Annotated in this window: 21 protein-coding genes; 15 read left to right on the top strand and 6 right to left on the bottom strand. The window is 45.4% G+C overall.

The annotated features are described in order from the left end of the window. The 4 genes from ACLTD4_RS11150 to trmL all read left to right on the top strand — a co-directional run. Positions 1-463, top strand: a 463-nt coding sequence (locus ACLTD4_RS11150) for an AIR synthase-related protein (RefSeq protein WP_412331314.1), incomplete at its 5' end; no start/stop codon positions are given. 41 nt (positions 464-504) lie between these two features. After that, positions 505-987, top strand: coding sequence for an Lrp/AsnC family transcriptional regulator (locus ACLTD4_RS11155; RefSeq protein WP_055657830.1), 483 nt, complete (start codon positions 505-507; stop codon positions 985-987). Beyond that, positions 984-2153, top strand: coding sequence for an aminotransferase class I/II-fold pyridoxal phosphate-dependent enzyme (locus tag ACLTD4_RS11160; protein WP_002601950.1), 1170 nt, complete (start codon positions 984-986; stop codon positions 2151-2153). Before ACLTD4_RS11155 ends, ACLTD4_RS11160 begins: the two co-directional genes overlap by 4 nt. Positions 2154-2160: 7 nt before the next feature. Continuing rightward, positions 2161-2655 (top strand): tRNA (uridine(34)/cytosine(34)/5-carboxymethylaminomethyluridine(34)-2'-O)-methyltransferase TrmL, encoded by a 495-nt coding sequence (gene trmL / locus ACLTD4_RS11165; protein WP_002601949.1) that lies wholly within the window; start codon positions 2161-2163, stop codon positions 2653-2655. A gap of 89 nt (positions 2656-2744) precedes the next feature. On the opposite strand, the gene ACLTD4_RS11170 is transcribed toward trmL, so the two are convergent. Together ACLTD4_RS11170 and ACLTD4_RS11175 are read right to left on the bottom strand one after the other, a co-directional pair. Continuing rightward, entirely contained in the window at positions 2745-4151 is a 1407-nt protein-coding gene (locus ACLTD4_RS11170) for a sensor histidine kinase (RefSeq protein ID WP_002601948.1), read from the bottom strand. Positions 4152-4358: 207 nt separating this feature from the next. Continuing rightward, positions 4359-4772 carry a hypothetical protein gene (locus ACLTD4_RS11175; protein WP_055657828.1) on the bottom strand — a complete coding sequence of 138 codons (414 nt, stop codon included), beginning with the start codon at positions 4770-4772 and terminating at the stop codon, positions 4359-4361. Between the two features lie 688 nt (positions 4773-5460). On the opposite strand from ACLTD4_RS11175, the gene ACLTD4_RS11180 reads away from it, so the two are divergent. The 6 genes from ACLTD4_RS11180 (at position 5461) to ACLTD4_RS11205 (ending at position 10440) form a co-directional block, all read left to right on the top strand. Continuing rightward, complete coding sequence (locus tag ACLTD4_RS11180) at positions 5461-6162, top strand: lantibiotic protection ABC transporter ATP-binding protein (RefSeq protein WP_055657824.1); 702 nt, start codon at positions 5461-5463, stop codon at positions 6160-6162. Then, positions 6162-6938, top strand: coding sequence for a lantibiotic immunity ABC transporter MutE/EpiE family permease subunit (locus tag ACLTD4_RS11185; protein WP_117624223.1), 777 nt, complete (start codon positions 6162-6164; stop codon positions 6936-6938). The genes ACLTD4_RS11180 and ACLTD4_RS11185 overlap by 1 nt, the downstream gene beginning before the upstream one ends. Beyond that, complete coding sequence (locus ACLTD4_RS11190) at positions 6938-7702, top strand: lantibiotic immunity ABC transporter MutG family permease subunit (protein WP_117624224.1); 765 nt, start codon at positions 6938-6940, stop codon at positions 7700-7702. The genes ACLTD4_RS11185 and ACLTD4_RS11190 overlap by 1 nt, the downstream gene beginning before the upstream one ends. A gap of 13 nt (positions 7703-7715) precedes the next feature. Beyond that, positions 7716-8408, top strand: coding sequence for a response regulator transcription factor (locus tag ACLTD4_RS11195; RefSeq protein WP_055657817.1), 693 nt, complete (start codon positions 7716-7718; stop codon positions 8406-8408). Between the two features lie 7 nt (positions 8409-8415). Continuing rightward, positions 8416-9846 (top strand): sensor histidine kinase, encoded by a 1431-nt coding sequence (locus ACLTD4_RS11200; protein WP_117624225.1) that lies wholly within the window; start codon positions 8416-8418, stop codon positions 9844-9846. 234 nt (positions 9847-10080) lie between these two features. Beyond that, on the top strand, positions 10081-10440 hold the full coding sequence (locus ACLTD4_RS11205) for a sulfatase-like hydrolase/transferase (protein ID WP_207660902.1): 360 nt from the start codon (positions 10081-10083) through the stop codon (positions 10438-10440). 127 nt (positions 10441-10567) lie between these two features. Here ACLTD4_RS11205 and ACLTD4_RS11210 read toward each other — a convergent pair whose 3' ends face one another. From ACLTD4_RS11210 to rbr, 3 genes are all read right to left on the bottom strand, one after another. Beyond that, positions 10568-11278: a response regulator transcription factor gene (locus tag ACLTD4_RS11210; RefSeq protein WP_002601932.1), complete on the bottom strand. Its 711-nt coding sequence runs from the start codon at positions 11276-11278 to the stop codon at positions 10568-10570. Between the two features lie 340 nt (positions 11279-11618). After that, complete coding sequence (locus ACLTD4_RS11215) at positions 11619-14018, bottom strand: endonuclease MutS2 (protein ID WP_117621207.1); 2400 nt, start codon at positions 14016-14018, stop codon at positions 11619-11621. 220 nt (positions 14019-14238) lie between these two features. Then, complete coding sequence (rbr, locus tag ACLTD4_RS11220; RefSeq protein ID WP_242353185.1) at positions 14239-14832, bottom strand: rubrerythrin; 594 nt, start codon at positions 14830-14832, stop codon at positions 14239-14241. Between the two features lie 168 nt (positions 14833-15000). On the opposite strand from rbr, the gene ACLTD4_RS11225 reads away from it, so the two are divergent. Both ACLTD4_RS11225 and ACLTD4_RS11230 read left to right on the top strand, forming a co-directional pair. After that, complete coding sequence (locus ACLTD4_RS11225; RefSeq protein WP_117633842.1) at positions 15001-16317, top strand: S1C family serine protease; 1317 nt, start codon at positions 15001-15003, stop codon at positions 16315-16317. Between the two features lie 111 nt (positions 16318-16428). After that, positions 16429-17376 (top strand): 3'-5' exoribonuclease YhaM family protein, encoded by a 948-nt coding sequence (locus ACLTD4_RS11230; protein ID WP_002601928.1) that lies wholly within the window; start codon positions 16429-16431, stop codon positions 17374-17376. Positions 17377-17461: 85 nt separating this feature from the next. Here the strand turns inward: ACLTD4_RS11230 and ACLTD4_RS11235 are convergent, their stop codons facing one another. Then, positions 17462-18412 (bottom strand): Rpn family recombination-promoting nuclease/putative transposase, encoded by a 951-nt coding sequence (locus tag ACLTD4_RS11235; RefSeq protein ID WP_117621204.1) that lies wholly within the window; start codon positions 18410-18412, stop codon positions 17462-17464. A gap of 909 nt (positions 18413-19321) precedes the next feature. On the opposite strand from ACLTD4_RS11235, the gene ACLTD4_RS11240 reads away from it, so the two are divergent. From ACLTD4_RS11240 to ACLTD4_RS11250, 3 genes are read left to right on the top strand one after another with little or no spacing between them, the layout of a single operon-like run. Beyond that, entirely contained in the window at positions 19322-20176 is an 855-nt protein-coding gene (locus tag ACLTD4_RS11240; protein ID WP_117621203.1) for a hypothetical protein, read from the top strand. A 37-nt stretch (positions 20177-20213) separates the two neighbouring features. Further along, positions 20214-20555: a hypothetical protein gene (locus tag ACLTD4_RS11245; RefSeq protein ID WP_055657805.1), complete on the top strand. Its 342-nt coding sequence runs from the start codon at positions 20214-20216 to the stop codon at positions 20553-20555. A gap of 31 nt (positions 20556-20586) precedes the next feature. Next, complete coding sequence (locus ACLTD4_RS11250) at positions 20587-21360, top strand: sugar phosphate isomerase/epimerase family protein (protein WP_117621202.1); 774 nt, start codon at positions 20587-20589, stop codon at positions 21358-21360. The last annotated feature ends 131 nt before the right edge of the window (positions 21361-21491 follow it).

A 21491-nucleotide genomic window follows, 5' to 3' on the forward strand; every position in this document is an offset into this window, starting at 1 on the left:
GCAGAAGCACGGAGAACTGCTTACATGGTTTACGGAAAGCTATTTAGACCGGATTATGGAAAATGAAGATGGAACACTGAGTGGGAATCTGGAACGGTGGAAGGCATTGGGAGCCACGGAGTGTGAACCGGCAGGGGAGGGCGGAATACTTTCCGCCCTCTGGAATTTATCCGGGGCATACATGACGGGCATCGAATTTTCACTGCGCCAGATTCCTGTCAAACAGGAGACAATTGAGGTCTGCGAGCGGTACGATTTAAACCCGTACAGGCTTTATTCGGACGGCTGCCTGCTCTTTGTCACAGACAACGGCGGTGAGATGGTTCTGGCCCTGGAACGGGAAGGAATCCACGCTGCGGTGATTGGACGGGTGACGGAAGGCATCGGAAGAATCATCCGCCACGGAGAAAGCTCCGGTTACTTAGACCGGCCCGCGGAGGATGAGATTCATAAAGTATTATAAGCAATCATTATAATAAATCATTTTAATCAGGAGGTAAGGTTATGAGAGAGAAGATATTGGCGGTTATTGAAAAAAACAGCAGAATCGACTTGAAGGATCTGGCGGTTCTTTTAGGGGAAAGTGAGGCCGCGGTCGCCAATGAGATCGCCGAGATGGAAAAAGAGCATATCATCTGCGGTTACCATACCCTGATTAACTGGGACAATACCAGTGATGAAAAAGTGGTTGCCTTAATCGAAGTTAAGGTAACGCCGCAGAGAGGCATGGGATTCGACAAGATTGCGGAGCGCATCTATCAGTACAGCGAGGTAGAATCAGTTTATCTGATGTCAGGCGCATATGACTTTACCGTATTTATCGAGGGAAGAACCATGAGACAGGTAGCACAGTTTGTCTCAGAGAAGCTCTCTCCGATGGAATCCGTATTAAGCACAGCAACTCACTTTGTACTTAAAAAATACAAGGATCATGGCACCGTACTCGAAGAAGAGGCGCAGGATGAAAGGATGTTGATTACCCCGTGAGAAATCCATTATCTGAAAGAATCGTAGAGATTCCGCCATCAGGAATCCGTAAATTTTTTGACATTGTAAGTGAAATGAAGGACGCGATATCCCTGGGCGTCGGTGAACCGGACTTCGAGACTCCGTGGCATATCAGGGAAGAGGGAATCTATTCTCTGGAGAAAGGGCGCACATTCTATACGTCCAACGCCGGTTTGAGGGAATTGAAGGTTGAGATCAGCAGCTACTTAAAGAGACGCTTTGATGTTACATACGATCCGGACCATGAGGTGATGGTGACGGTGGGCGGCAGCGAGGCCATTGACGTGGCTCTGCGCGCCATGCTGGACCCGGGCGACGAAGTGCTGATTCCGCAGCCCTGTTTCGTTTCCTATGTGCCGTGTACCATTCTGGCAAACGGTGTGCCGGTTCCGATTCCGCTGGAGGAAAAGGATAACTTTAAGCTGACAAAGGAAAAACTGCTTTCATATATCACCCCGAAGTCGAAGATTCTCGTTCTGCCGTTCCCGAACAATCCAACCGGCGCGGTAATGACCGCGGAGGAGCTGGCTGTTATCGCGGAGATCGTCATCGAGAAGGATCTTTTTGTGCTGACAGATGAGATATACGGGGAGCTGACGTATGGAATGGAGCATACCACCATCGCATCCTTCCCGGGCCTTAAAGAGCGTACCGTGCTGATTAACGGATTTTCCAAGGCTTACGCCATGACAGGCTGGCGTCTCGGCTATCTGGCCGCACCGGCTGTTATTCTGGAACAGATGTTAAAGATTCACCAGTTCGCCATCATGTGCGCGCCGACCACCAGCCAGTACGCTGCCATCGCGGCTCTGCGGGACGGGGACAAGGACGTGCAGATGATGAGAGAGTCATACGACCAGAGACGCCGTTTTCTCATGAACGCGTTTAAGGAGATGGGACTGGAATGCTTTGAGCCCAACGGCGCATTTTACGCATTCCCCAGCATTAAGCGTTTCGGCATGACCTCCGATGAGTTCGCTACAAGGCTGCTCCAGGAGGAGAAGGTGGCTGTCGTTCCGGGAACGGCGTTCGGCGACTGCGGTGAGGGATATCTGCGTGTTTCCTATGCATACTCTTTAAAGAGCTTAAAAGAGGCGCTGGGACGTATGGAACGCTTTGTGAAGAGACTGGACGGAAAGGCATAGAATCAATATGAACGTTGTATTACTGGAACCGGAGATGCCGGCCAATACCGGCAATATCGGAAGAACCTGTGTGGCCACGGGGACGAAGCTTCATCTCATCGAGCCGCTGGGATTTAAACTGAATGACAAGCTGATCAAGAGGGCTGGACTGGACTACTGGGATAAGCTGGATGTGACGGTTTACTGTGATTACCAGGATTTCCTGGACAGGAATCCGGGAGCAAAGATTTATATGGCTACGACGAAGGGGCTTCATGTTTATTCGGACGTGGAGTATGAACCGGACTGTTTCCTGATGTTTGGGAAAGAGAGCGCCGGTATTCCGGAGGATATTCTCCTGGAGAATCAGGAACAGTGTGTGCGGATTCCCATGTGGGGAGACATACGCTCGCTGAACCTGTCAAACTCGGTGTCGATTGTGCTGTATGAGGCACTTAGACAGAACGGGTTTGAGAAGATGACCATGCAGGGGCAGCTGCACCATCTGCATTGGAAAGAGTAAGCATGACAGTGTGTATAGAATAAGAGCGGGTATCAAATAAACAGAAAAAAGGAAGGCTGAGTCATTCAGCCCTCCTTTTTTCTGTTTTATTAAAGATTAGTAGATTTCGGAAGGCTGAATATAAATTCTGTTCCAACGCCCTCTGTGCTGACCACATCAATGTTCTCACCGTGAGACTGGATGATCTCCTTTACGATCGCCAGGCCAAGGCCGGTTCCCTTCTTATCTTTTCCGCGTGATAAATCAGACTTGTAAAAACGTTCCCATATCTTCTTTATGCTGTCCTTCGGGATACCGATTCCGGTGTCCTTTACGGAGATAAAGATCTTTTCGTATTTCCCGGAAGCCTGGATGTAGATGGTGGAATCGTGGTGGCTGAATTTGATGGCATTGTCGATCAGGTTGTACATGACCTGCTGAATCTTCCCGAGATCGGCGTAAACCATCTGAATATTGTTGGAGAAGGTCAGGTCGAAGTTGATATTCTTCTCCTCACACGTTCCCTCAAAGGACGCCGCCGTGTCCTTGATTACCCGGTTGATGTCGAAATTCGTCCGGTTCAAATAGCCCTTGCTGTCCAGCGTGTTCAGCGTCAGCATTCCCTGCGTCAGCTTGTTTAACCGCTCGGTCTCTGTAATCACCCGGGTTAAATACTTCTCATACATCTCCGGAGGGATGGTGCCATCCAGAATGGCCTCTAAGTATCCTTTGATGGAGGTCAGCGGGGAGCGGAAATCATGAGACACATTGGCGATAAATGTCTTCTGGTATTCCTCCATCTTGTTCAGCTCATCCGACATATAGTTTAAGGTGGCCGCTAAATATCCCATCTCGTCTCTGGTATTCACATCAATGTGGTACGTTAAATTCCCCTGAGCGTATTCGTTGGCGCCCGCCGTGATCTTTTTCAGCGGGAAGTATACCGTCTTTGTAAAGACGAGAAGGATGATCAGGGAGAGGCCGAATACCACAGCGAGTGTAATGTATACAATATTCAAAATGCCATCTCTCGTATTCTGCAGAACAGAGAGCGGCATATGGATGACCACATAGCCGTAAGTCGTGTAATTCCCGGTAATGGGGGCGTGGACACTCAGTACATCATAGGTGAACTGGTCATAGAATGTGCCGATGGTATACGACTTGTTGCCGGCCGCCGTGGGATCGAAGCGGTCGATGACCCGGCCGGTCCGCTCTGACTGGTCGCTGTCCACCACAATCTTTCCCTGGCGGTCGATGATCCAGATCTGGGCGTGGAGGTAATGGGCGGATCCCACCAGCTGAGGGTAGGATGAGATCAGATCCATGTCTTTTCCATGGTACATGCCGCTGTAGGTGGAGGCGATCTGATTGGCTTCATCGTACAGCGAATCAGCCTGTTCGCGGATCAGGTAGCGCTCCGTCATCCGGGAAGACAGGGTGGCAATTGAGGCAAAACCTAAAAGGCCGAATACCAGGTAGCCGAGAATAAACTTGTAATAAAGGGAATGAGTCATTGTGATTCTCCATTTTCATTGATCTGTAGGTATCATTCGATATGATAAATTAAGTATAATACTTTTTGACCATTAAGTCACTACGGATTTTAACGGACGGGGAGAAAGACTGTTACTAATTTACTTTTCATGGAACAAAACGAATGCTCCGCCCTTCCGGCAGTGAAACCGGTTGGCGGAGCATTCACTCTGTTCTGGAAAATCCGTTTATTTTGCAGGCTGAATATCGGTGACAACGGTATCGAGGTTGTCCGGGGTGGGCAGTCCGTTGGTATAGCTCACGGCTATTTTATCTCCGGACTTGATGTCTTTGTACTCTTCACTCTGTGTTTCATCCAGTGGGAAGACGTACGCTTCCTCGCCCTCTTCCGCAACAATGGTAATCATAAAGCCTTTGTTTTCCTCTACAACTCCCGTTACAGTACCTTCGCTGCTCTGGGAATCTCCTGTGGAATCGGAGCCGGAATCGGCAGCACCGGATTCGTCCCTGGTGGTTGCGCTGGCGGAAGTTTCCGTCTTTGCGGATGTAGTCGGGGCAGCCGCTTCCTTTTTCGATGAGCATGCGGCCGCAGATAATGCGAATACCAGGACAGCTGCGATGATTAATAATTTCTTCTTCATAATAATCCTCCATATGATGTTTTTTAATTACAGAGAATTAGACGTGGAAGAGAAGTAAAAAGTTGCAAAGGATGGAAAAAATGTCTCAGCCACTTATCGACATGGCGGGCAAAGTTATCCACAATAATGTGGAAATGTCTGTGGATTAATTGTTAATATCTGAAAATTGTGTAAACTGGGATGTGGAAAACGTAAAAAAGGGAATGAAGAGTGTGGATAACGGAAAGATATGGAGGAAAGAGGGAAAATACGGAAAGATTTTATTTGAAATAACTGAAATTACTACCAATTTACTACTTGCAGAATTAGCTTTGATATGCCATCAAAATCTTTATGATGATATTCCAATACTGTCTCGCATCCGTGCTCCGAAACTTGATTTGTACTGTCTGTTTCCTGCTGCCTGGCAGAGTGTCAAGCTGTCGCTGTATGGATCAATAGCCGTTTTGTCATAATCAATCACCCTGTTACATTTTACAGTTCCTTTTGGCAGTCAACACAGTTCTTAATATTAGCTTAAATAAGACATATTATTTGTATGCTGCTTCTTGAATTTACTTAACTGACCGTATATAATTGCAAACGTGTATGCTAAAATTTAAACTTTTTGAAACGTTATAGAATTGTTATTTTCGTATGTTACCTTTTTCCTGTAAGAAAATCTGGCTTATAGGAAAGGGCTATACACATGAGAGATTTAATACTGGAAACAAAAAATTTATCAAAAAAATATGGGCAACAGATGGCGGTAGAAAACATTTCGCTGCAAATCAAAAGAAATACAATCTATGGGTTGCTTGGCCCGAATGGTGCTGGAAAATCTACGATACTAAAAATGATTATAGGTTTGATGCGGCCTACAAGTGGCCAAATTTATTTTAAAGGACAGTTATGGAAAGCAGAGTGTCTTTCAGAAATTGGTGCGTTAATTGAAACTCCAGCTTTGTATGGAAACCTTACCGCAGAAGAAAATCTCTTAGTCCATACGAAATTGCTAGGGTTACCGAAATCACGAATTAAAGAAGTTCTTGAAGCGGTAGACCTTGTTGACACAGGAAAAAAAAGAACTTCTCAGTTCTCGTTAGGGATGAAACAGCGTTTGGGGATAGCAATTGCACTTCTAAACAATCTGGATTTGTTGATTTTAGACGAGCCTACAAATGGTCTTGACCCTTTTGGAATTCAAGAATTGCGGGAACTCATACAATCTTTTCCTCAAAAAGGTATTACCGTGATACTCTCCAGTCATAACTTATCAGAAGTATCACAGGTTGTGGATGATATTGGTATAATTAGTGGGGGCAGACTTCTTTTTCAAGGGACACCCGACCCTAATAAGGATTTGGAGGAATTTTTTACAGATGTCATTATTAAAGGAGGGAAAAGGTAATGAAAGGACTGCAATCCGAACTTGTTAAATATCGAAGAACCTTTACAGGTAAACTGATTATTCTCATGCCGATTTTTTTCGGTATTTATGCAAGTATCATTCAAATTTTGATGAAGAACCCTTTAGCACAGGCAAACAATAACACGGCTATTGAATGGTCAACATTCCTTGCAATTATATTCAATTGGTGGTCAGTTATATTTTTACCTTTAGGATTTGCTCTTTTTGCAGTGTTAATAGCTTCTCAAGAAAAAAAAGCAGGAAATTACCGCGCGTTACGCGCTCATAATATATCTCCTGCAATGATATGGGTAAACAAAATTGTGGGCATGGGATTTTACAGTTTTCTATCAACAATGACTCTTATAATTGTAACAATTATATCTGGATTATTGACTGTAAGAGGAACAGTTCCAATTGATAAAATTATTTTAGGGGGAATTACTTGTTGGATTACTTCCCTTGTATTGATTTCCATTCAATTATGGGCAGCAACATATGGAAATATCTTTATGAGTATGGGGATTGGCTTTGCAGGTATGCTTTTAGGGGTATTCCTTGCCCCAACAAATTATTGGATAGCATTTCCATGGAGTTGGGCAACTAGATTGATGTGTCCAATTATTGGCGTTCATCCCAATAACACTTTGTTAGTGGCAGGTGACTCACTTTTTAATGCTTCTGTGATTCCAATGGGAATTACTGTATCGTTGCTTACATTTTTCATCTTTTCACTTATTACTGCTTTATGGTTTGAAAGAAAAGAGGTTAAGTAATGAACATTTTAGTTTCAGAATGGCTTCGGACAAAGCGAACAGCTATTCGTTGGCTTACCTTTTTTATGCCATTTTTTGTAGCAGTATGTGCTATAATCTATATTACCTTTCGTAAGGGTACTACACAAGAATTTATATTTGAAGGCTTTTTTACAATATGGACAGCGGTGATAATACCTGTTGGAGCAGGCGTTCTATCAGGTTATATTGTCTACGAAGAAGAAATGGCTGGCAATTTCAATGGTTTTTTAAGTAGTGGTATCTCTCGTACCAAACTTTACTTAGGAAAGTTTCTGTTGCTGTTCTTTTGCTCAGCAATATGTACATTTATAGCGGTTTGTGTTCTATATATTGGTATTAACTATGTTGTTTTTGATAGCGCTAATATAATGATATTTTTGTCGGCAGCCGTCCTTGCTGTTACCGGAACACTCCCTTTACTCGCACTTCATTTATGGGTTAGTTTTGCACGAGGAATGGGAGCTTCTATTGGAATTAGTTTTGCTGGTATCTTGATGGCTGTATTATTCGGGACAACAAATCTTGGAGATAACATTTGGATGTTTATACCGTGGGCATGGCCTGTAAAATTAGGGATGCTTCCGGGAACACATTTTATTATGAATAGTGGCGTAATCTCTTCAAGTGAGATTATTAATAATACAACGAGAACTGCTTTAGTAGGCTTGGTTGTTGTTGTAGCTGCTTTACTTTTATTTTTACTTTTAGGAATTCTTTGGTTTCGAAAGTGGGAAAATAGTTAAAGGGGGGAGAACATTGAGTAAAATTTTAATTATTGATGATGAAAAAGAACTTGTATCACTGCTCGAGAACAGACTAAAAGCAAGAGGACATGATGTGCTGACCGCGCATGATGGTCAATCTGGCATTGGGTTATCAAAGAAACAACCTGATCTTATTATTTTGGATATCATGATGCCAGGGATAGATGGTTTTGAAGTATGCAGAGCAATTCGCTCTGATGTACTTTGCCCCATACTCTTTTTAAGTGCCAGACAGTCTGAAACTGATAAAGTTAAAGGATTAACTCTAGGAGGGGATGACTATATTACAAAACCATTTGGCCTACGCGAATTGATGGCTCGTATTGAAGCAAATTTACGCAGAGAAGAACGCTCGCAATATATCAATGAAGAACATAAACGTGCAAAATTGTATTTTGGCTCCCTTTCTATTGACTTGCATGGACAAAACGTAAGAATCAACGATACAAGCATAGATTTAACGAAAAGAGAATACGAAATAACCGAATTGTTAGCGCTTCACGCTGGTCAGGTCTTTTCCAGGGAACAGATTTACGAAAAGATATGGGGATATGACGCGGGAGGTGATTCATCAACTGTTGTAGAACGCATTAAAATAATTCGTTCTAAATTTGCTGCAATTGCGCCAGAGAAAAATATAATCTCAACAGTTTGGGGTATCGGATATAAATGGAATAAACAATAGGAGGGAAATGAAAAAAACATCACTTGCCGTTCAATTTCGTCAAACTTTTGTGTTGATTGTAATTTTAAGTATTATCGCTTCAATAACTACTATTGCGCTTTCTGCTTTTTTACTAGTTCTTTCTATGAATAAAACGATATATCCTCCTAATTTTTACGAAAAGCAGATACCTTTTGTAGAAGCATATATTCGTTCTGAAAATGTAAATATATTATTACAATCTGGTAAATCTGGAATAGAAGATGTAATTCAAGGTGATGGGCTATTTTACCAAGTAGTAGATAACAACGGTGATATTCTATATGGTACATTTCCTGTAAAACTATATGAAACAAAAGAGGAGCTTCTTAATGAGTTAATTAATTTAACTGTTTTGCGCCATAAATATTATGTCAAAACGGTTCCGATTGAGGAAAATGGAGGATTTAAAGGCGCTGTATTGCTGGCTTATAAAATCAAAATGACATTTATAAATACAGCCGGAAAGCTTGTTGCAGCTTTTTTCTCCTTATCCCTAATTTCGCCTTTTATCTATTTATTCGGGTTTACACTTATTATCTCTAAAAAATTTTCAAAAGAAATAAATTATCCTTTGCAACTATTGGCTGAAGCCTCAAGGAAAATTAAAGATAAAAACCTTGATTTTGAAATTGAGTATCATTCGGATAATGAATTAGGAAAACTTTGTGAAGCATTTTCTGATATGCAGATCGAATTAAAAAAGTCACTCTCTACACAGTGGAAGATGGAACAAGAACGTAGTGAAATGGTTGCGTCATTGGCGCATGACCTTAAATCTCCACTTTCTATCATTATGGGATATACGGATGCGTTGATTGAAGATAATTCCAGTGGGAATGAAGAATTAAAAGAATATCTGACTATTATCCGCGATAATACTGAAAGAAGTGCTAATCTTGTGCGCCAAATGCAATATATATCTGATTTAGAAAGAAAAAGCTCGGAGTTATGCCTTACTCCTATAAATCTAAAAGATTTCTTGCAGAAAAAAGTCAATGAGTATACACTTCAAGCTATAAAAAAAGGAATCAATTTAACTTGGATAATGCAGCCAGAGGTACATTGTGAAATTCAGATAGATACTGACAAACTTACTCGCATCTTTGATAACATTATTTCAAATAGCTTACAATACACACCACATGGTGGACATATAGATATTGACGTTAGGATGAATGGGCAAAAAATCGTCTATAAAGTTTCTGATACTGGATGTGGATTTAGTCCAAAAGATCTGAGAAAGGCAACGCAAAGATTTTATCGTGGTGATGAAGCGCGACTAAGTGAAGGGAACCACTCTGGGCTTGGATTATACATTGTAAAACAACTAGTAGAACAACTAGGGGGAACGCTCCAGATAAAGAATGGGGAATTTGGTGGTGCCTGCGTTATGTTTTACCACCTTCTTATAATATAGTGAAACAATATTCTAATGCGGCGGCTCTGATTTTTTAGAGCCGCCGTTTCTACTTTGTTTTTCCATAATACCCATGAGTTTCATCAATTAATAAAAACATAGCTCCACCGGCGGGCAAGTCTATCTTTGAATATGAACTATCAAGGGGTGAGATCATGGATTACCCTGTTGGGTTAGAATGGCAGACAAGATGTGAGTTTAATGTGTATCAGTAATACAATTGGGGGCTCATTCGTGAAGCCTCATAACCCATATCAGGTGCTCGAATCGTATTTTGACATGTTTCCTCCCGAGAAGCTTTTTCCTCTCCACAGTACGACAGAGAATCTGGAGAAGAATACCATTGTCATTTACGTGTCGGACCATGGGGATTTCAACGGCGAGTATGGATTAATACGGAAAGGGCTGGATTTGCTGACTCATGTTCCCATGGTAATGAAAGGGCCTGATATTGTCCCTCAGGGTCGGCGCGGATTGTGCTTCGTAAGTCTTGTTGATATGTCACGAACCCTGTGCGATATGTTTGGAGCGGGCATCCGAAAGGCTACTGGTATCAGGAGTGGTCTTGTGAAGATATGGGAGTGTGAAGGATGAAGGCGATTGGAAGCCGGGGACTGGAATAAAGACTTAATGAGAATGGGAGAAGGCCGTATCCTGGCCTCCTCCCATTAAGTATTTTGCTGTTATATTTCAAATATTCTGCTGTTATACCTCAAATATCCTACCGTTTTACCTCAAATTTATAACCAATTCCCCACACTGTGGTCAATGCCCAGTTGGCGTGATCCTTAATTTTTTCCCGCAGACGTTTGATATGTACATCCACGGTTCTGGTATCTCCGATGTATTCGTATCCCCAGATGTGGTCTAATAGCTGCTCTCTGGTAAATACCTGGTTTGGTGAGGAAGCAAGGAAGTAAAGCAGCTCCAGTTCCTTCGGCGGCATCTCGATGGAGTGGCCCATATAGATGACGGAATAGTTCGTAAGGTTTACAATCAGATCAGGATACTCCACGTAATCGCCCTGCTGGTCGGTCTGGGCAGCCGCCGGCACTGCGGCCTGCTGGTAACGGCGAAGCACCGCCTTGACTCTGGCCACCAGTTCCTTTGAGTCGAAGGGCTTGATCATATAATCATCGGCGCCCAGCTCCAGGCCCAGCACCTTGTCGAAGACCTCACCTTTTGCGGACAGCATGATGATGGGAACCGGGGACTGAGCCCGCATTTCCCGGCAGACCTGATAGCCATCCATACCCGGAAGCATCAGATCGAGGAGAACCAGATTCGGTTTAAACTCCGGAAATACCCGGAGCGCCTCCTCACCGTCGTTTACAATCATCGTTTCAAAACATTCTTTCGTCAAATAAAGAGAAATCAATTCGGCGATGTTATTATCATCGTCTACGATCAATATTCTCTGTTTTTCTGCCATAGCCAAATCCTCCTTGCGTTGTATTCAGTATTCCCTTTGCTGTTCCCGGCCCCGCCGTCCTTTGCTTCCCGGTCTGTCCCGGCCCCGGCTGGCTCATGCGGCCTTTCCTGTGACTTTGCAGGGTATTAGCAATTCTTAACGCGCAAAATTTTTCGTTCAGAGAAAATCCCCACCTGTTTGAGCGCAGCGAGTTTGGGGATTTCCTCTGGTTTTTAGAAAAATTCTGCACGTTTAGAAGTGCTTATACCCGAAACCGGAACTGGAAAGGCCGCATGAGCCAGCCGGGGCCGGGACAGACCGGGAAGCAAAGGACGGCGGGGCCGGGAACAGCAATAGATTCCTATTTAAAAGTGACGATCGTTACGCCGGAATCCCCTTCGCCGAATACACCCAGCCGGAAATCTTTGACGTATTTCAGTTTTTTCAAGTGCTTATGGACCGCATTCTTGAGCGCTCCAGTGCCTCGCCCATGTACGACACGAACCTGAGGCAGGTGCGCCAGATAGGCGTCGTCTAAGTACTTATCCAGTTCCGGAATGGCCTCGTCGGTAGTCATACCGATCAGATTTACCTCCGGTGAGATGGACAGAGACTTGGACATACGGGTGGAACTGCTTCCGCTTCCTGCCTTTTTCCTGCCGTTGCCGCTTCCAAGAGTCGGGCCTGAGACGGACTGCTCATTTAACAGCTCCAGATCGCTTATATTGACGAGAGAGCGGAGAATTCCCATCTGTACATACAGATCCCCTTTGGGATTGGGAAGAGAACTCACCGTTCCATTTAAGTTCATACTGAGAACGCGCACGCCGTCGCCGAGTTTCAGCTTTTTCGGATCGATGGACTTTTGCGGCTCTTTTGCCTGGTTCTTTAAGGACAGTGAGGAATCCACTTCCTTTAATTTACCGCGGATACGGGCCCGCTCTGCTTCCAGCTCTTTTCCGACACCCGATTCGGAAGCCAGCTTGTTGATCTGGCGGATCGTCTGGTCTGCGGTATCCTTGGCGTCACGCAGTATCCGCTGAGCCTCTTCTCTGGCATCGTGGATCATCTTGTCACGCCGCTCGTCAAGACGTTCTTCCTTCTGCGTCAGCCTGGCCTTCAGCTGCTCTACCTCCATCTTGTATGACTCAATCTGGATGCGCTCCTTTTCGATGGTAACCCGGTTCTGTTCCAGATGGGTAAGCAGGTCTTCGAAGGTTTCATCCTTGGCCTCCAGGTGGGTCTTCGCATCCTCGATAATGTAATCGGGAAGCCCCAGCTTCGATGAGATGGCGAAGGCGTTGCTCTTGCCCGGGACACCGATCAGAAGACGGTAGGTGGGCTGCAGCGTCTCCACATTAAATTCACAGCAGGCGTTTTCAACGCCCGGCGTGGTCAGGGCAAAGACCTTCAGTTCGCTGTAGTGAGTAGTCGCCATGGTACGGCATTTCATGTTGTGTAAAAATGACAGGATAGCGATGGCAAGCGCCGCGCCCTCGGTCGGATCCGTTCCAGCCCCCAGCTCGTCGAAAAGGCAGAGTGAGCGGCTGTCGGCCTGACCGAGAATCTGTACGATATTGGTCATATGGGCGGAGAAGGTGCTGAGGCTCTGCTCAATACTCTGTTCATCTCCGATATCTGCAAACACTTCATCAAAAACGGAAAGCTCCGAGCCGTCGAAAGCCGGTATATGGAGACCGGCCTGTCCGATCAGTGTAAATAATCCGACGGTCTTCAAGGAGACGGTTTTACCGCCCGTGTTGGGGCCTGTGACGACCAGCAGATCGAAATCCCTTCCCAGATGCACGGTGATGGGAACGACCCTTGACGGGTCTAAAAGCGGATGGCGGCCATCCTTGATGTGGATGACGCCCTTCTTATTAAAACGCGGCTCGCTGGCCTGATAGTGCCGGGAGAGCGCCGCTTTTGCAAAGATGAAGTCCAGTTTTGTGAGAACCTGGAAATCGGCCAGCAATTCGTCCTGATACGGGACCAGCTGATTGCTTAAATCGGCCAGTACCATCTCGATTTCCTTCTGTTCCTGTATTTCCAGAGCGCGCAGGTCGTTGTTCAGCTTTAAGATTGCCATGGGTTCGATGAAAAGAGTGGAACCGGTGGCAGACTGGTCGTGAACCATGCCTGGGACATTGGATTTGTGTTCGGATTTGACGGGGAGACAGTATCTTCCGTCACGCATGGTGATGACTGCGTCCTGTAAGTAAGTTCTGTTGGAATTCAGGATAGAATTCAGCTGCGTGTGAATCTTATCATGAATGTTCTTCATGGAACGCCGGACGTGGTGGAGACCCGGGCTGGCGTCGTCGCTGACCTCTTCCTCGGAAAGGATGCAGCGCTTGATCTCCGTATTTACCGGGGTCAGAGGTTCCAGTACGGAAAAAAGCTGTTCCAGCGAATCCTCCGGAAGCTCGGAATCCTCATGCCGTCCATATGATTTGGCGCGGGCCGCGGTAGTAAGTAAGGCGCTGACGGAGAGAAGCTCCACGATACCGAGTGAACTCCCCACCTCCAGCCGTTTTAAGGAGGCGCGGATATCTTTGACGCCTCCGAATGAAATGCCGCCTTTCTGGCGTACCCTGGTCACCGCGTCGGTAGTTTCCCGCTGAGCGGTGACGATCTCATCGTAGTCGATGGAAGGTATCAGCTTGCGGCAGAGTTCTTTTCCCGATTCACAGGAAGCGTACTCCACCAGCTGAGCTATAATTTTATCGTATTCTAACGTTCTTAATGCTTTCTGATTCATGATTCCCTTTCTCTGTTTCTAACTAATATCAGACAATGGCAGACTAATTTCTGGCAGACGCCCATATGGGCGGTAATGATTACAGTATATCATAAACACAGTACGGCCTGCAATCAAATAAATCCCTTAGTTTTGATACAGCAACGAGAAATATACCAGTGAAACCGTGAGTCAGAAAATCCCGCTTCAGGAAGTGATACTCCCGTTTACGACGGGGATTTTACTTGAGAAATGGTGAGAGCTCCACGCGTACGAAATATCCCTGTTCATGATGGCAGACCGGACAGGCCTTCGGGGCCTCAAAGCCGTGCTGGATGTGGCCGCAGTTTAAGCAGAGCCATCCGGTTTCCACATCGGATACAAAGAGTCTGTTCTGCTCCATGTAATCGGCAAACATCTGGAAGCGGTCTCCATGTACTTTCTCGATCTCGGAAATCAGGGAGAAGGAAGAACTGATCTGGAGGAAGCCCTCCTGCTTCGCCACCTCTGCGAAATTCTTATAAACGTCCTGATATTCCTCATACTCATTGTGGCGTGCGGCCTTTAATAAATCAACGGTCTGATCGTATAAATCCACAGGATAACCGCCATCGATAAAAATGGTCTCGCCCTTTAAGTCCTTGAGGTAATTATAAAAGATCTCCGCATGCTCTTTCTCCTGGCCTGCTGTATAGGAAAATACGGCCTGGATGACAGGAAGTCCCTCTTTTTTCGCCTGGCTGGCTGCAAAGGTATAGCGGTTTCTGGCCTGGCTCTCGCCTGCAAACGCACGCATCAGATTCTTGACTGTCTCGCTGTTTTTTAAATCGTTCAATGTAAAGTCCTCCTTGGATAATTTTTCATGTGATACCATCAGTGTCCCTCAAATTCAAGATTCTATACCAGCATATTGGTGCAGTTCACTGCGTTTCTTATCTTTTCCTTGCATAAAACAGAGAAGAAACGTATAATAGGTTTAGGTCTTCTGCAAAGGAGGGTGTGTATGCCGGATAAAAGCGGGCCAGATGATAAAAAGACGGAACCGCGCCGTTTTATCAGCGAGAAAATTGTGAGACAGCCCAGAACAAAGAGAGAGATCATGAGAAGGGCGATTGCCCTTTTATTAACTGCGGCCCTTTTCGGAATCGTTGCTGCAGTTACTTTTGTTGTTTCCAGGCCGGTGGCGGAAAAATACCTTGGTAAAGAAACCACAAGGGAGACTACTCCGGTAACAATCCCGAAAGATGACCCGGATACGACAGCGGCGGAAGAGCCCGAGACTACTCAGGCTACGACGAAGGAGTCCGAGCCTATTGAGGATCTTTTGGAGTCAGCGATGAAAAAGTATCCGTTCAGCATAGATGATTTGAATACCCTGTACGGGAATTTGAGAGCCGTTTCATTAAAAGCGGATAAAGGAATCGTGACGGTCCATTCCGTTAAGACACAGACAGACTGGTTTAATAATCCGGTCGAGAATTCAGGCCTTTTTGCTGGGGCAGTTATCTCTTCAGCCAATGAAGAACTTTTGGTGCTGACACCGGAAGGCGCAGTAGAGGCGGCAGATTCTATCCGTGTGGCATTTTCAGACGGAACGGAGGTTCAGGGAACGATCAGACAGACTGATAAGCTGTCGGGCATGGCGATTGTAAGCGTTCCGACTGCGGAACTGGGAAGGGCGCTTTTAGAAGAGGTCAAGGCGATTGAACTGGGGAATTCTTATTCCGTGAAACAGGGCGATCTGGTTATCGCAATCGGCGGGCCGGCAGGCATGGTGCATTCTACCGGCTATGGCGCTGTATCCTATATCGCGAAGAATGTTCAGATGACGGATGGAATGACCCGTATCATATACTCCGATTTAAAGAGTAATGCAGGAACCGGAACATTTCTCATGAACACGGCCGGTCAGATCATTGGCTGGGTGACAGATGAATATAAGAGCGAGGGCAGTGAAGATATGACCGTTGCCATGGCAATCTCTGATTATAAGAGCATTCTGGAGAAGATGAGCAATGGCAATGCATTTCCATACTTTGGCATCAAGGGACAGGAAGTCAGCGCGATCATGAACGAGAGCGGCATGCCGCTCGGTGTCTATGTGGTGGATGTGAATGCAGACAGTCCTGCTTATAACGCAGGCATCCAGTGCGGAGATATTATCACGGTCATGGGCGGTGAGAGTATCGTAACCATGAAGGATTTCCAGGTGAAGCTGGAAGCGGCGACACCGGGAGAGGTTCTGCCGGTAACAGTACTCAGAAGCGGCAGAGATGAATATAAAGAGATTGAATATCAGATAACCATAGGAGCCAGATAAGCTTTCCAGTACTGCTTTGCATCAACCACTGTGCCGTTGTCTGCGGAACAGTGGTTGATGCAAAGCAGTACTGGCTTCTGTGGCGCTTATAAAAGGATATGGAGGAGAGCAATGAGATATATAGAAACATTTCGGGAAGGGCTGCATATATCGGATGTATACTTATGCAAGAACAAGCAGATTGCCCTGACCAAAGCCGGCAAAGAATACGGAAATTTAATTTTACAGGATAAGACCGGTACCATCGATGCAAAGATCTGGGACTTAAATTCGCCGGGAGTAGGGAATTTCGAGACCATGGACTACGTCTATATTGACGCGGATGTGACCATGTTCCAGAATTCCAACCAGCTGAATGTGAAGCGTGTCAGAAAAGCGGAAGAAAGCGAATATATACCGGGAGACTATCTCCCTGTGTCCTCCAAAAACATCGGTGAGATGTATGAGGAACTGACCGGATTTATCAAATCCATCCGGACACCATATTATCGAAAATTGGCTGAAAGCTTCTTCGTGGAAGACAAGGCTTTTGCAAAGGCGTTTCAGTTCCACTCTGCGGCCAAAAGCGTCCATCACGGATTTGTGGGAGGCCTTCTGGAACATACATTGAGTGTTGTCAAGCTGTGCGACTATTACGCAGGCTACTATCCGCTGATCAACCGCGACTTGCTGCTCACGGCTGCCATGTTTCACGATCTGGGTAAGACGAAGGAACTCTCTGTTTTTCCGGAAAATGATTACACGGATGACGGCCAGCTTCTGGGCCATATCATCATCGGTACGGAGATGGTATCTGAGCGGATTCGTACAATTCCGGATTTCCCGGTGAAGGCGGCCACAGAGCTGAAGCACTGTATTCTGGCACACCACGGAGAACTGGAATACGGTTCACCGAAGAAACCGGCCCTTTTGGAAGCGCTGGCATTAAACTTCGCGGATAATACCGATGCGAAGATGGAGACCATGATCGAGGTATTAAAGGGCGCTGGAGATAACAATGGCTGGCTTGGGTTTAACCGGCTGTTGGAGACGAATGTGAGGAAGACATCGGAGACTTAAAGAGATACGGAAAGAATGATGTGTACATAAAAAGCATTTCCGAAAGGAGCTGCGGCCGGAGATATGTGGCCGCAGCTCCTTTCTTTTACAGATGGTAATGTTGGAACAGCTGTCTGCGCAGCGATTCATTCCCCGTGATCTGCGCGATTAAATCCAGGCGGTTCTCTTTTAAAAGGATGGAGATAAGGCTGGCCATACGGAGTTCGCCTTCCTTCTTTCCATCTGCAATCAGATCATCGATTGCCTTACACATGGTATACTCCTCCTCTCGTCCGGGAGCGGCCAAGAGCCTCATCAGCCGTCGGTTTTCTCCCAAAAGGCCCATAACTGCCGTCAGGGCGTCATCGTCCAGCTGGCATATCTGGTCATGGTTTAACGTGATATAGTTGTAAAATTTACTCTTATCTGTACTATATTTTAACATACCAAAGACCTGTTGTAAACCTGTTTTGTAATGCTCCAGGTTTTTGATGTTTCGGATATCGACGAGATTGATGCGATAGTCGGGGAGGGCGGCGAGAAGATCTGGAATACACTCTCTGGGTCCGCTTAAATCCAGCATATCGCTGAGACTTTTGGGACCATCCCATGAATTTTTTCCGCAGTAGAGTACCAGTGTGAGTATGGGGACGAGTTTATCCTGGCGGGTGATACCGGATAAAAACTCCGGACTTTTTGTAAGATCTTTCTTTTTCCTGTGTTCTTTTTGAATATCCGTAAGCTGTTCCGTATAATCCAGCGCATCATAAGTCAGAACCCGGACAGGCATACCGTAGTGTACCTCTCCCTGAGCCTCGCAGCACGCTGCGATAAAGCAGGCTCCTAAGGAGGCTTTCATCGCAATATCACGACGTCTTTGTATCGTTTGCCGTCTGCCATTGCGGTCTGTTATGACGATTCCGGATTCCAAAGATACCGGCGACAGCAGTTCTGCTTTTAGAATCTGCTTTCCGTGAAAGATCTCGGCATTATACAGGTCCGCAAAACGGGCCCGGTCCTGCAGCAGTTTTTTTATATAAAAATCCTGTCTGGCCAAACCACCATCCCTTTCTAAAATAAACTGTTTCTTACAGGTTTTATCATGGAATTGCCGGCAGATGTGCCAGATATACATGAGTGATTTAATGGAAATGAATTTACATATAGAATGTGTTTTTAGTATACCACGGTTTGATTATGATGACAATAGAAAAACACTATTATGTAGTAAAAAATACCTAAAATGGAGTGCTGAAAATTCCAGCAGATTATGAAATGGTACTTTCGGTATGTTCAAAAAACTGTCAGTTTCGTGTAAAATACCAACATATCTTGTAGTGAATAGAACTTATATTAATTAGAACTCGTATTAATTGGAACTCATATTAATTTAGAACTCGTATTAATTTAGAACAAGAAAGGATCAGATTATTGTATGAAGGATAGGAAAAATATCAATTTAGAGTATGTAATCAATGATGGCACCGCACATGAGGTCGCAGTTGAGATTCAGCAGAATTGTGGAAACAAATATTCTGATTCAGAAAGGTTAAAACGATATATGGAGGGCGTCCGGGACGTAGGTGAGGTGTAACTGCACGGTGTACTGTGTTTAATCGGAAACTGGAAGCTGGGGATTGGCAGAAAATCAAATGGTAATAAATTGGACTTAAGCTTAAGCTGACGTTTTAAGCGAAGCTGAACCTGAATTATTAAAAAGATTTATTAAGCGGATAAAAAGAGCCTGGAGAAGACAGAATATTTCTCCAGGCTTCTTTATTTTATGTAGCCTTACCTGGATAGAATCGAATATTACTGCCGCATAAATATGATAAAGAATCCCAAACTGGTTTCTGAACGATGTGTTGAAACCTTCTGTCATCCATGCTAAACTGGATGAGATAGGGTGAGAAATGGACAGCATCGCAGAGGACTGCGGCATGGAGAGGAGGCACCGCATTTACTCATGACTTTTGGAGAAACATTTCATAAAATAAAGGGCATAGAAAAATTACTGGGGCTCAAGCCGGAGTTTTATGGCTGGAACTGCTTGAGTAAAATTCATTCGCTGTATCTTTATGGCGATTACGATTATGAGGAGTGGTGGGAAATACAGAATCTCCGGCTGGTTATGGAGTCGCAGGATCAGGAATACCGCGTGACACTTCTTTTTCGTGATGTCACATCCTTCTTTCTGGCACAGTCTACGGAAATCAGCGGGTTTGAGATCGAATGCAGCGAGGATCACGCCTTCGGTGACCGGCGTAATTTTTATATTTTTGACTTCGAGGAGGGAGATATCCGGTTCTACTGTAAGGAAATAGAGGTAGAAGATGTCTCGAATAGAGAAGCAATGAAGGCAAAAGCAAGGAAAGAAGTGAAAGAGAGCGAAAGACTAAGCTGCGGGATGCTGTATCAGATAGAGACCTGGCATGAAGTGAGGGAGCGATTTCGGGAGGAACTGGATGGGGCGGTCTGCCGAATGAAATTTGGAGTAGATGATATCAATGTCCCTGGAACGGCCATGATACCGGTTCCGGATTACGAAGGGTTAAGTGACGAAGAATTGTATTTACGTTTAACCGGGCTGTGCGAGCCGGCCGGGGAACTGTATGTCATCACGGATATCTGTTATAAAGACGGGTTTGGACCATTTCGTCTACAGGCGGAGAAAATGGAAAAGCTTGTGAGCTGCCATCAGCGTATATTCTCGGAACTGTTTTTTGATACAGACGCCATAATTATCAGTTTTCCAATGAAGCGTGTCTGGATGTTTCACCATTCCGGATACATCGGTTTGTTTTGTTATAAGAATGACTAAGAGAGACATCCAGATCAGAGAGGATAGGTAAAAGAGTATGGAATTATTCAGGCCTGTGGGCGAAAAGGAGTTAGAACTGATTAAACAGGCGGGCTGGAGAAGCTTTCCGCCCAGACTGCCGGAGCAGCCGATTTTCTATCCTGTGCTTAACGCCCGTTATGCGGGGGAAATCGCAGGAAGATGGAATACGAAGGATGCGAACTCTGGTTTTAAAGGGTATGTTACAAGATTTGTGGTTGAAGATGAATATATATCCCGTTTTGAGCCGCATCAGGCTGGCGCGTCTTATCACATGGAATATTGGATACCAGCGGAGGAGCTTGCTGAGTTTAACCGTCATATTGTGGGTGAGATTGAAGTGATACAGACATTTGAATAGGGAAGCCGGTACATCGGCAGGAGGAGCGGATATGGAGTATGGTATGCCGTTTTTAATGGAGACGGACACTCTGGAGGAGTGTGCCCGGCTGTGCAGCCATTTGGGACTGGATTTTATAGAACTGAATATGAATTTTCCTCAGTGTCAGCTGCCGGAACTCCAGGCAGACCGGCTGCGGTGGATCATGGATCAGGAGCATCTGTATTTTACGATTCATCTGGATGAGAATCTGAATGTCTGTGATTTTAACCCCAAAGTCCGGCAGGCGTATCTGGAGACTGCTGTAGAGACAATCGAACTGGCGAAGGCCATTGGAACGCCTGTGATCAATATGCACCTTGCAAAGGGAATCTATCTCACGCTGCCGGGCAGAAAGGAATATCTGTTTAAGCGGTATGAAGAGGAGTATCGGAAACATATTGCGGAATTTGGAGAGATGTGCCGGGGCGCAGTCGGTGACACGGCTATACACATGGCGGTTGAGAATACGGAAGGATTTATGGAACATGAGAAGCGGGCACTGGAACTTTTATTGCAGCAGCCGTGTTTCGGACTGACACTGGATATTGGACACAGCCATGCCGCTGGAAATGTGGATATTCCCTTTTATCAGGCGCATGAAGACCGGCTGATTCACATGCATGGTCACGATGCGAGGGGAAAGAACTGTCATCTGGCGTTCGGGGATGGAGAGATTGATCTGGAGGAACGGCTTTCCATGGCTGAGAAGGCGGGAGCCAGAGTGGTTCTGGAGACAAAGACGATAGAGGCGCTGACAAAGACCGTGGCATGGATTCGGAAGTGAACGGAGGCAGGAGGGGATCGTATTATGCTGGAATTGCACGGCTGGATTACATTTCGTGAAACGTATGAGGCGGTGGAAGACTGCCAGTTCGACCGGATAATGGAGGCCATTTTCAGAAAATGTGAAAGCCT

This window comes from Hungatella sp., assembly GCF_046966825.1.

Bases quoted from the DNA above. Each gene is read 5' to 3' on its own strand.
- ACLTD4_RS11225 (WP_117633842.1), top strand. From the start codon at position 15,001: ATGCCGGATAAAAGCGGGCCAGATGATAAAAAGACGGAACCGCGCCGT.
- ACLTD4_RS11175 (WP_055657828.1), bottom strand. From the start codon at position 4,772: ATGAAGAAGAAATTATTAATCATCGCAGCTGTCCTGGTATTCGCATTA.
- ACLTD4_RS11190 (WP_117624224.1), top strand. From the start codon at position 6,938: ATGAACATTTTAGTTTCAGAATGGCTTCGGACAAAGCGAACAGCTATT.
- ACLTD4_RS11240 (WP_117621203.1), top strand. From the start codon at position 19,322: ATGACTTTTGGAGAAACATTTCATAAAATAAAGGGCATAGAAAAATTA.
- ACLTD4_RS11170 (WP_002601948.1), bottom strand. From the start codon at position 4,151: ATGACTCATTCCCTTTATTACAAGTTTATTCTCGGCTACCTGGTATTC.
- ACLTD4_RS11155 (WP_055657830.1), top strand. From the start codon at position 505: ATGAGAGAGAAGATATTGGCGGTTATTGAAAAAAACAGCAGAATCGAC.
- ACLTD4_RS11200 (WP_117624225.1), top strand. From the start codon at position 8,416: ATGAAAAAAACATCACTTGCCGTTCAATTTCGTCAAACTTTTGTGTTG.
- ACLTD4_RS11185 (WP_117624223.1), top strand. From the start codon at position 6,162: ATGAAAGGACTGCAATCCGAACTTGTTAAATATCGAAGAACCTTTACA.
- ACLTD4_RS11230 (WP_002601928.1), top strand. From the start codon at position 16,429: ATGAGATATATAGAAACATTTCGGGAAGGGCTGCATATATCGGATGTA.
- ACLTD4_RS11245 (WP_055657805.1), top strand. From the start codon at position 20,214: ATGGAATTATTCAGGCCTGTGGGCGAAAAGGAGTTAGAACTGATTAAA.
- ACLTD4_RS11210 (WP_002601932.1), bottom strand. From the start codon at position 11,278: ATGGCAGAAAAACAGAGAATATTGATCGTAGACGATGATAATAACATC.
- ACLTD4_RS11180 (WP_055657824.1), top strand. From the start codon at position 5,461: ATGAGAGATTTAATACTGGAAACAAAAAATTTATCAAAAAAATATGGG.
- ACLTD4_RS11215 (WP_117621207.1), bottom strand. From the start codon at position 14,018: ATGAATCAGAAAGCATTAAGAACGTTAGAATACGATAAAATTATAGCT.
- ACLTD4_RS11250 (WP_117621202.1), top strand. From the start codon at position 20,587: ATGGAGTATGGTATGCCGTTTTTAATGGAGACGGACACTCTGGAGGAG.
- trmL (WP_002601949.1), top strand. From the start codon at position 2,161: ATGAACGTTGTATTACTGGAACCGGAGATGCCGGCCAATACCGGCAAT.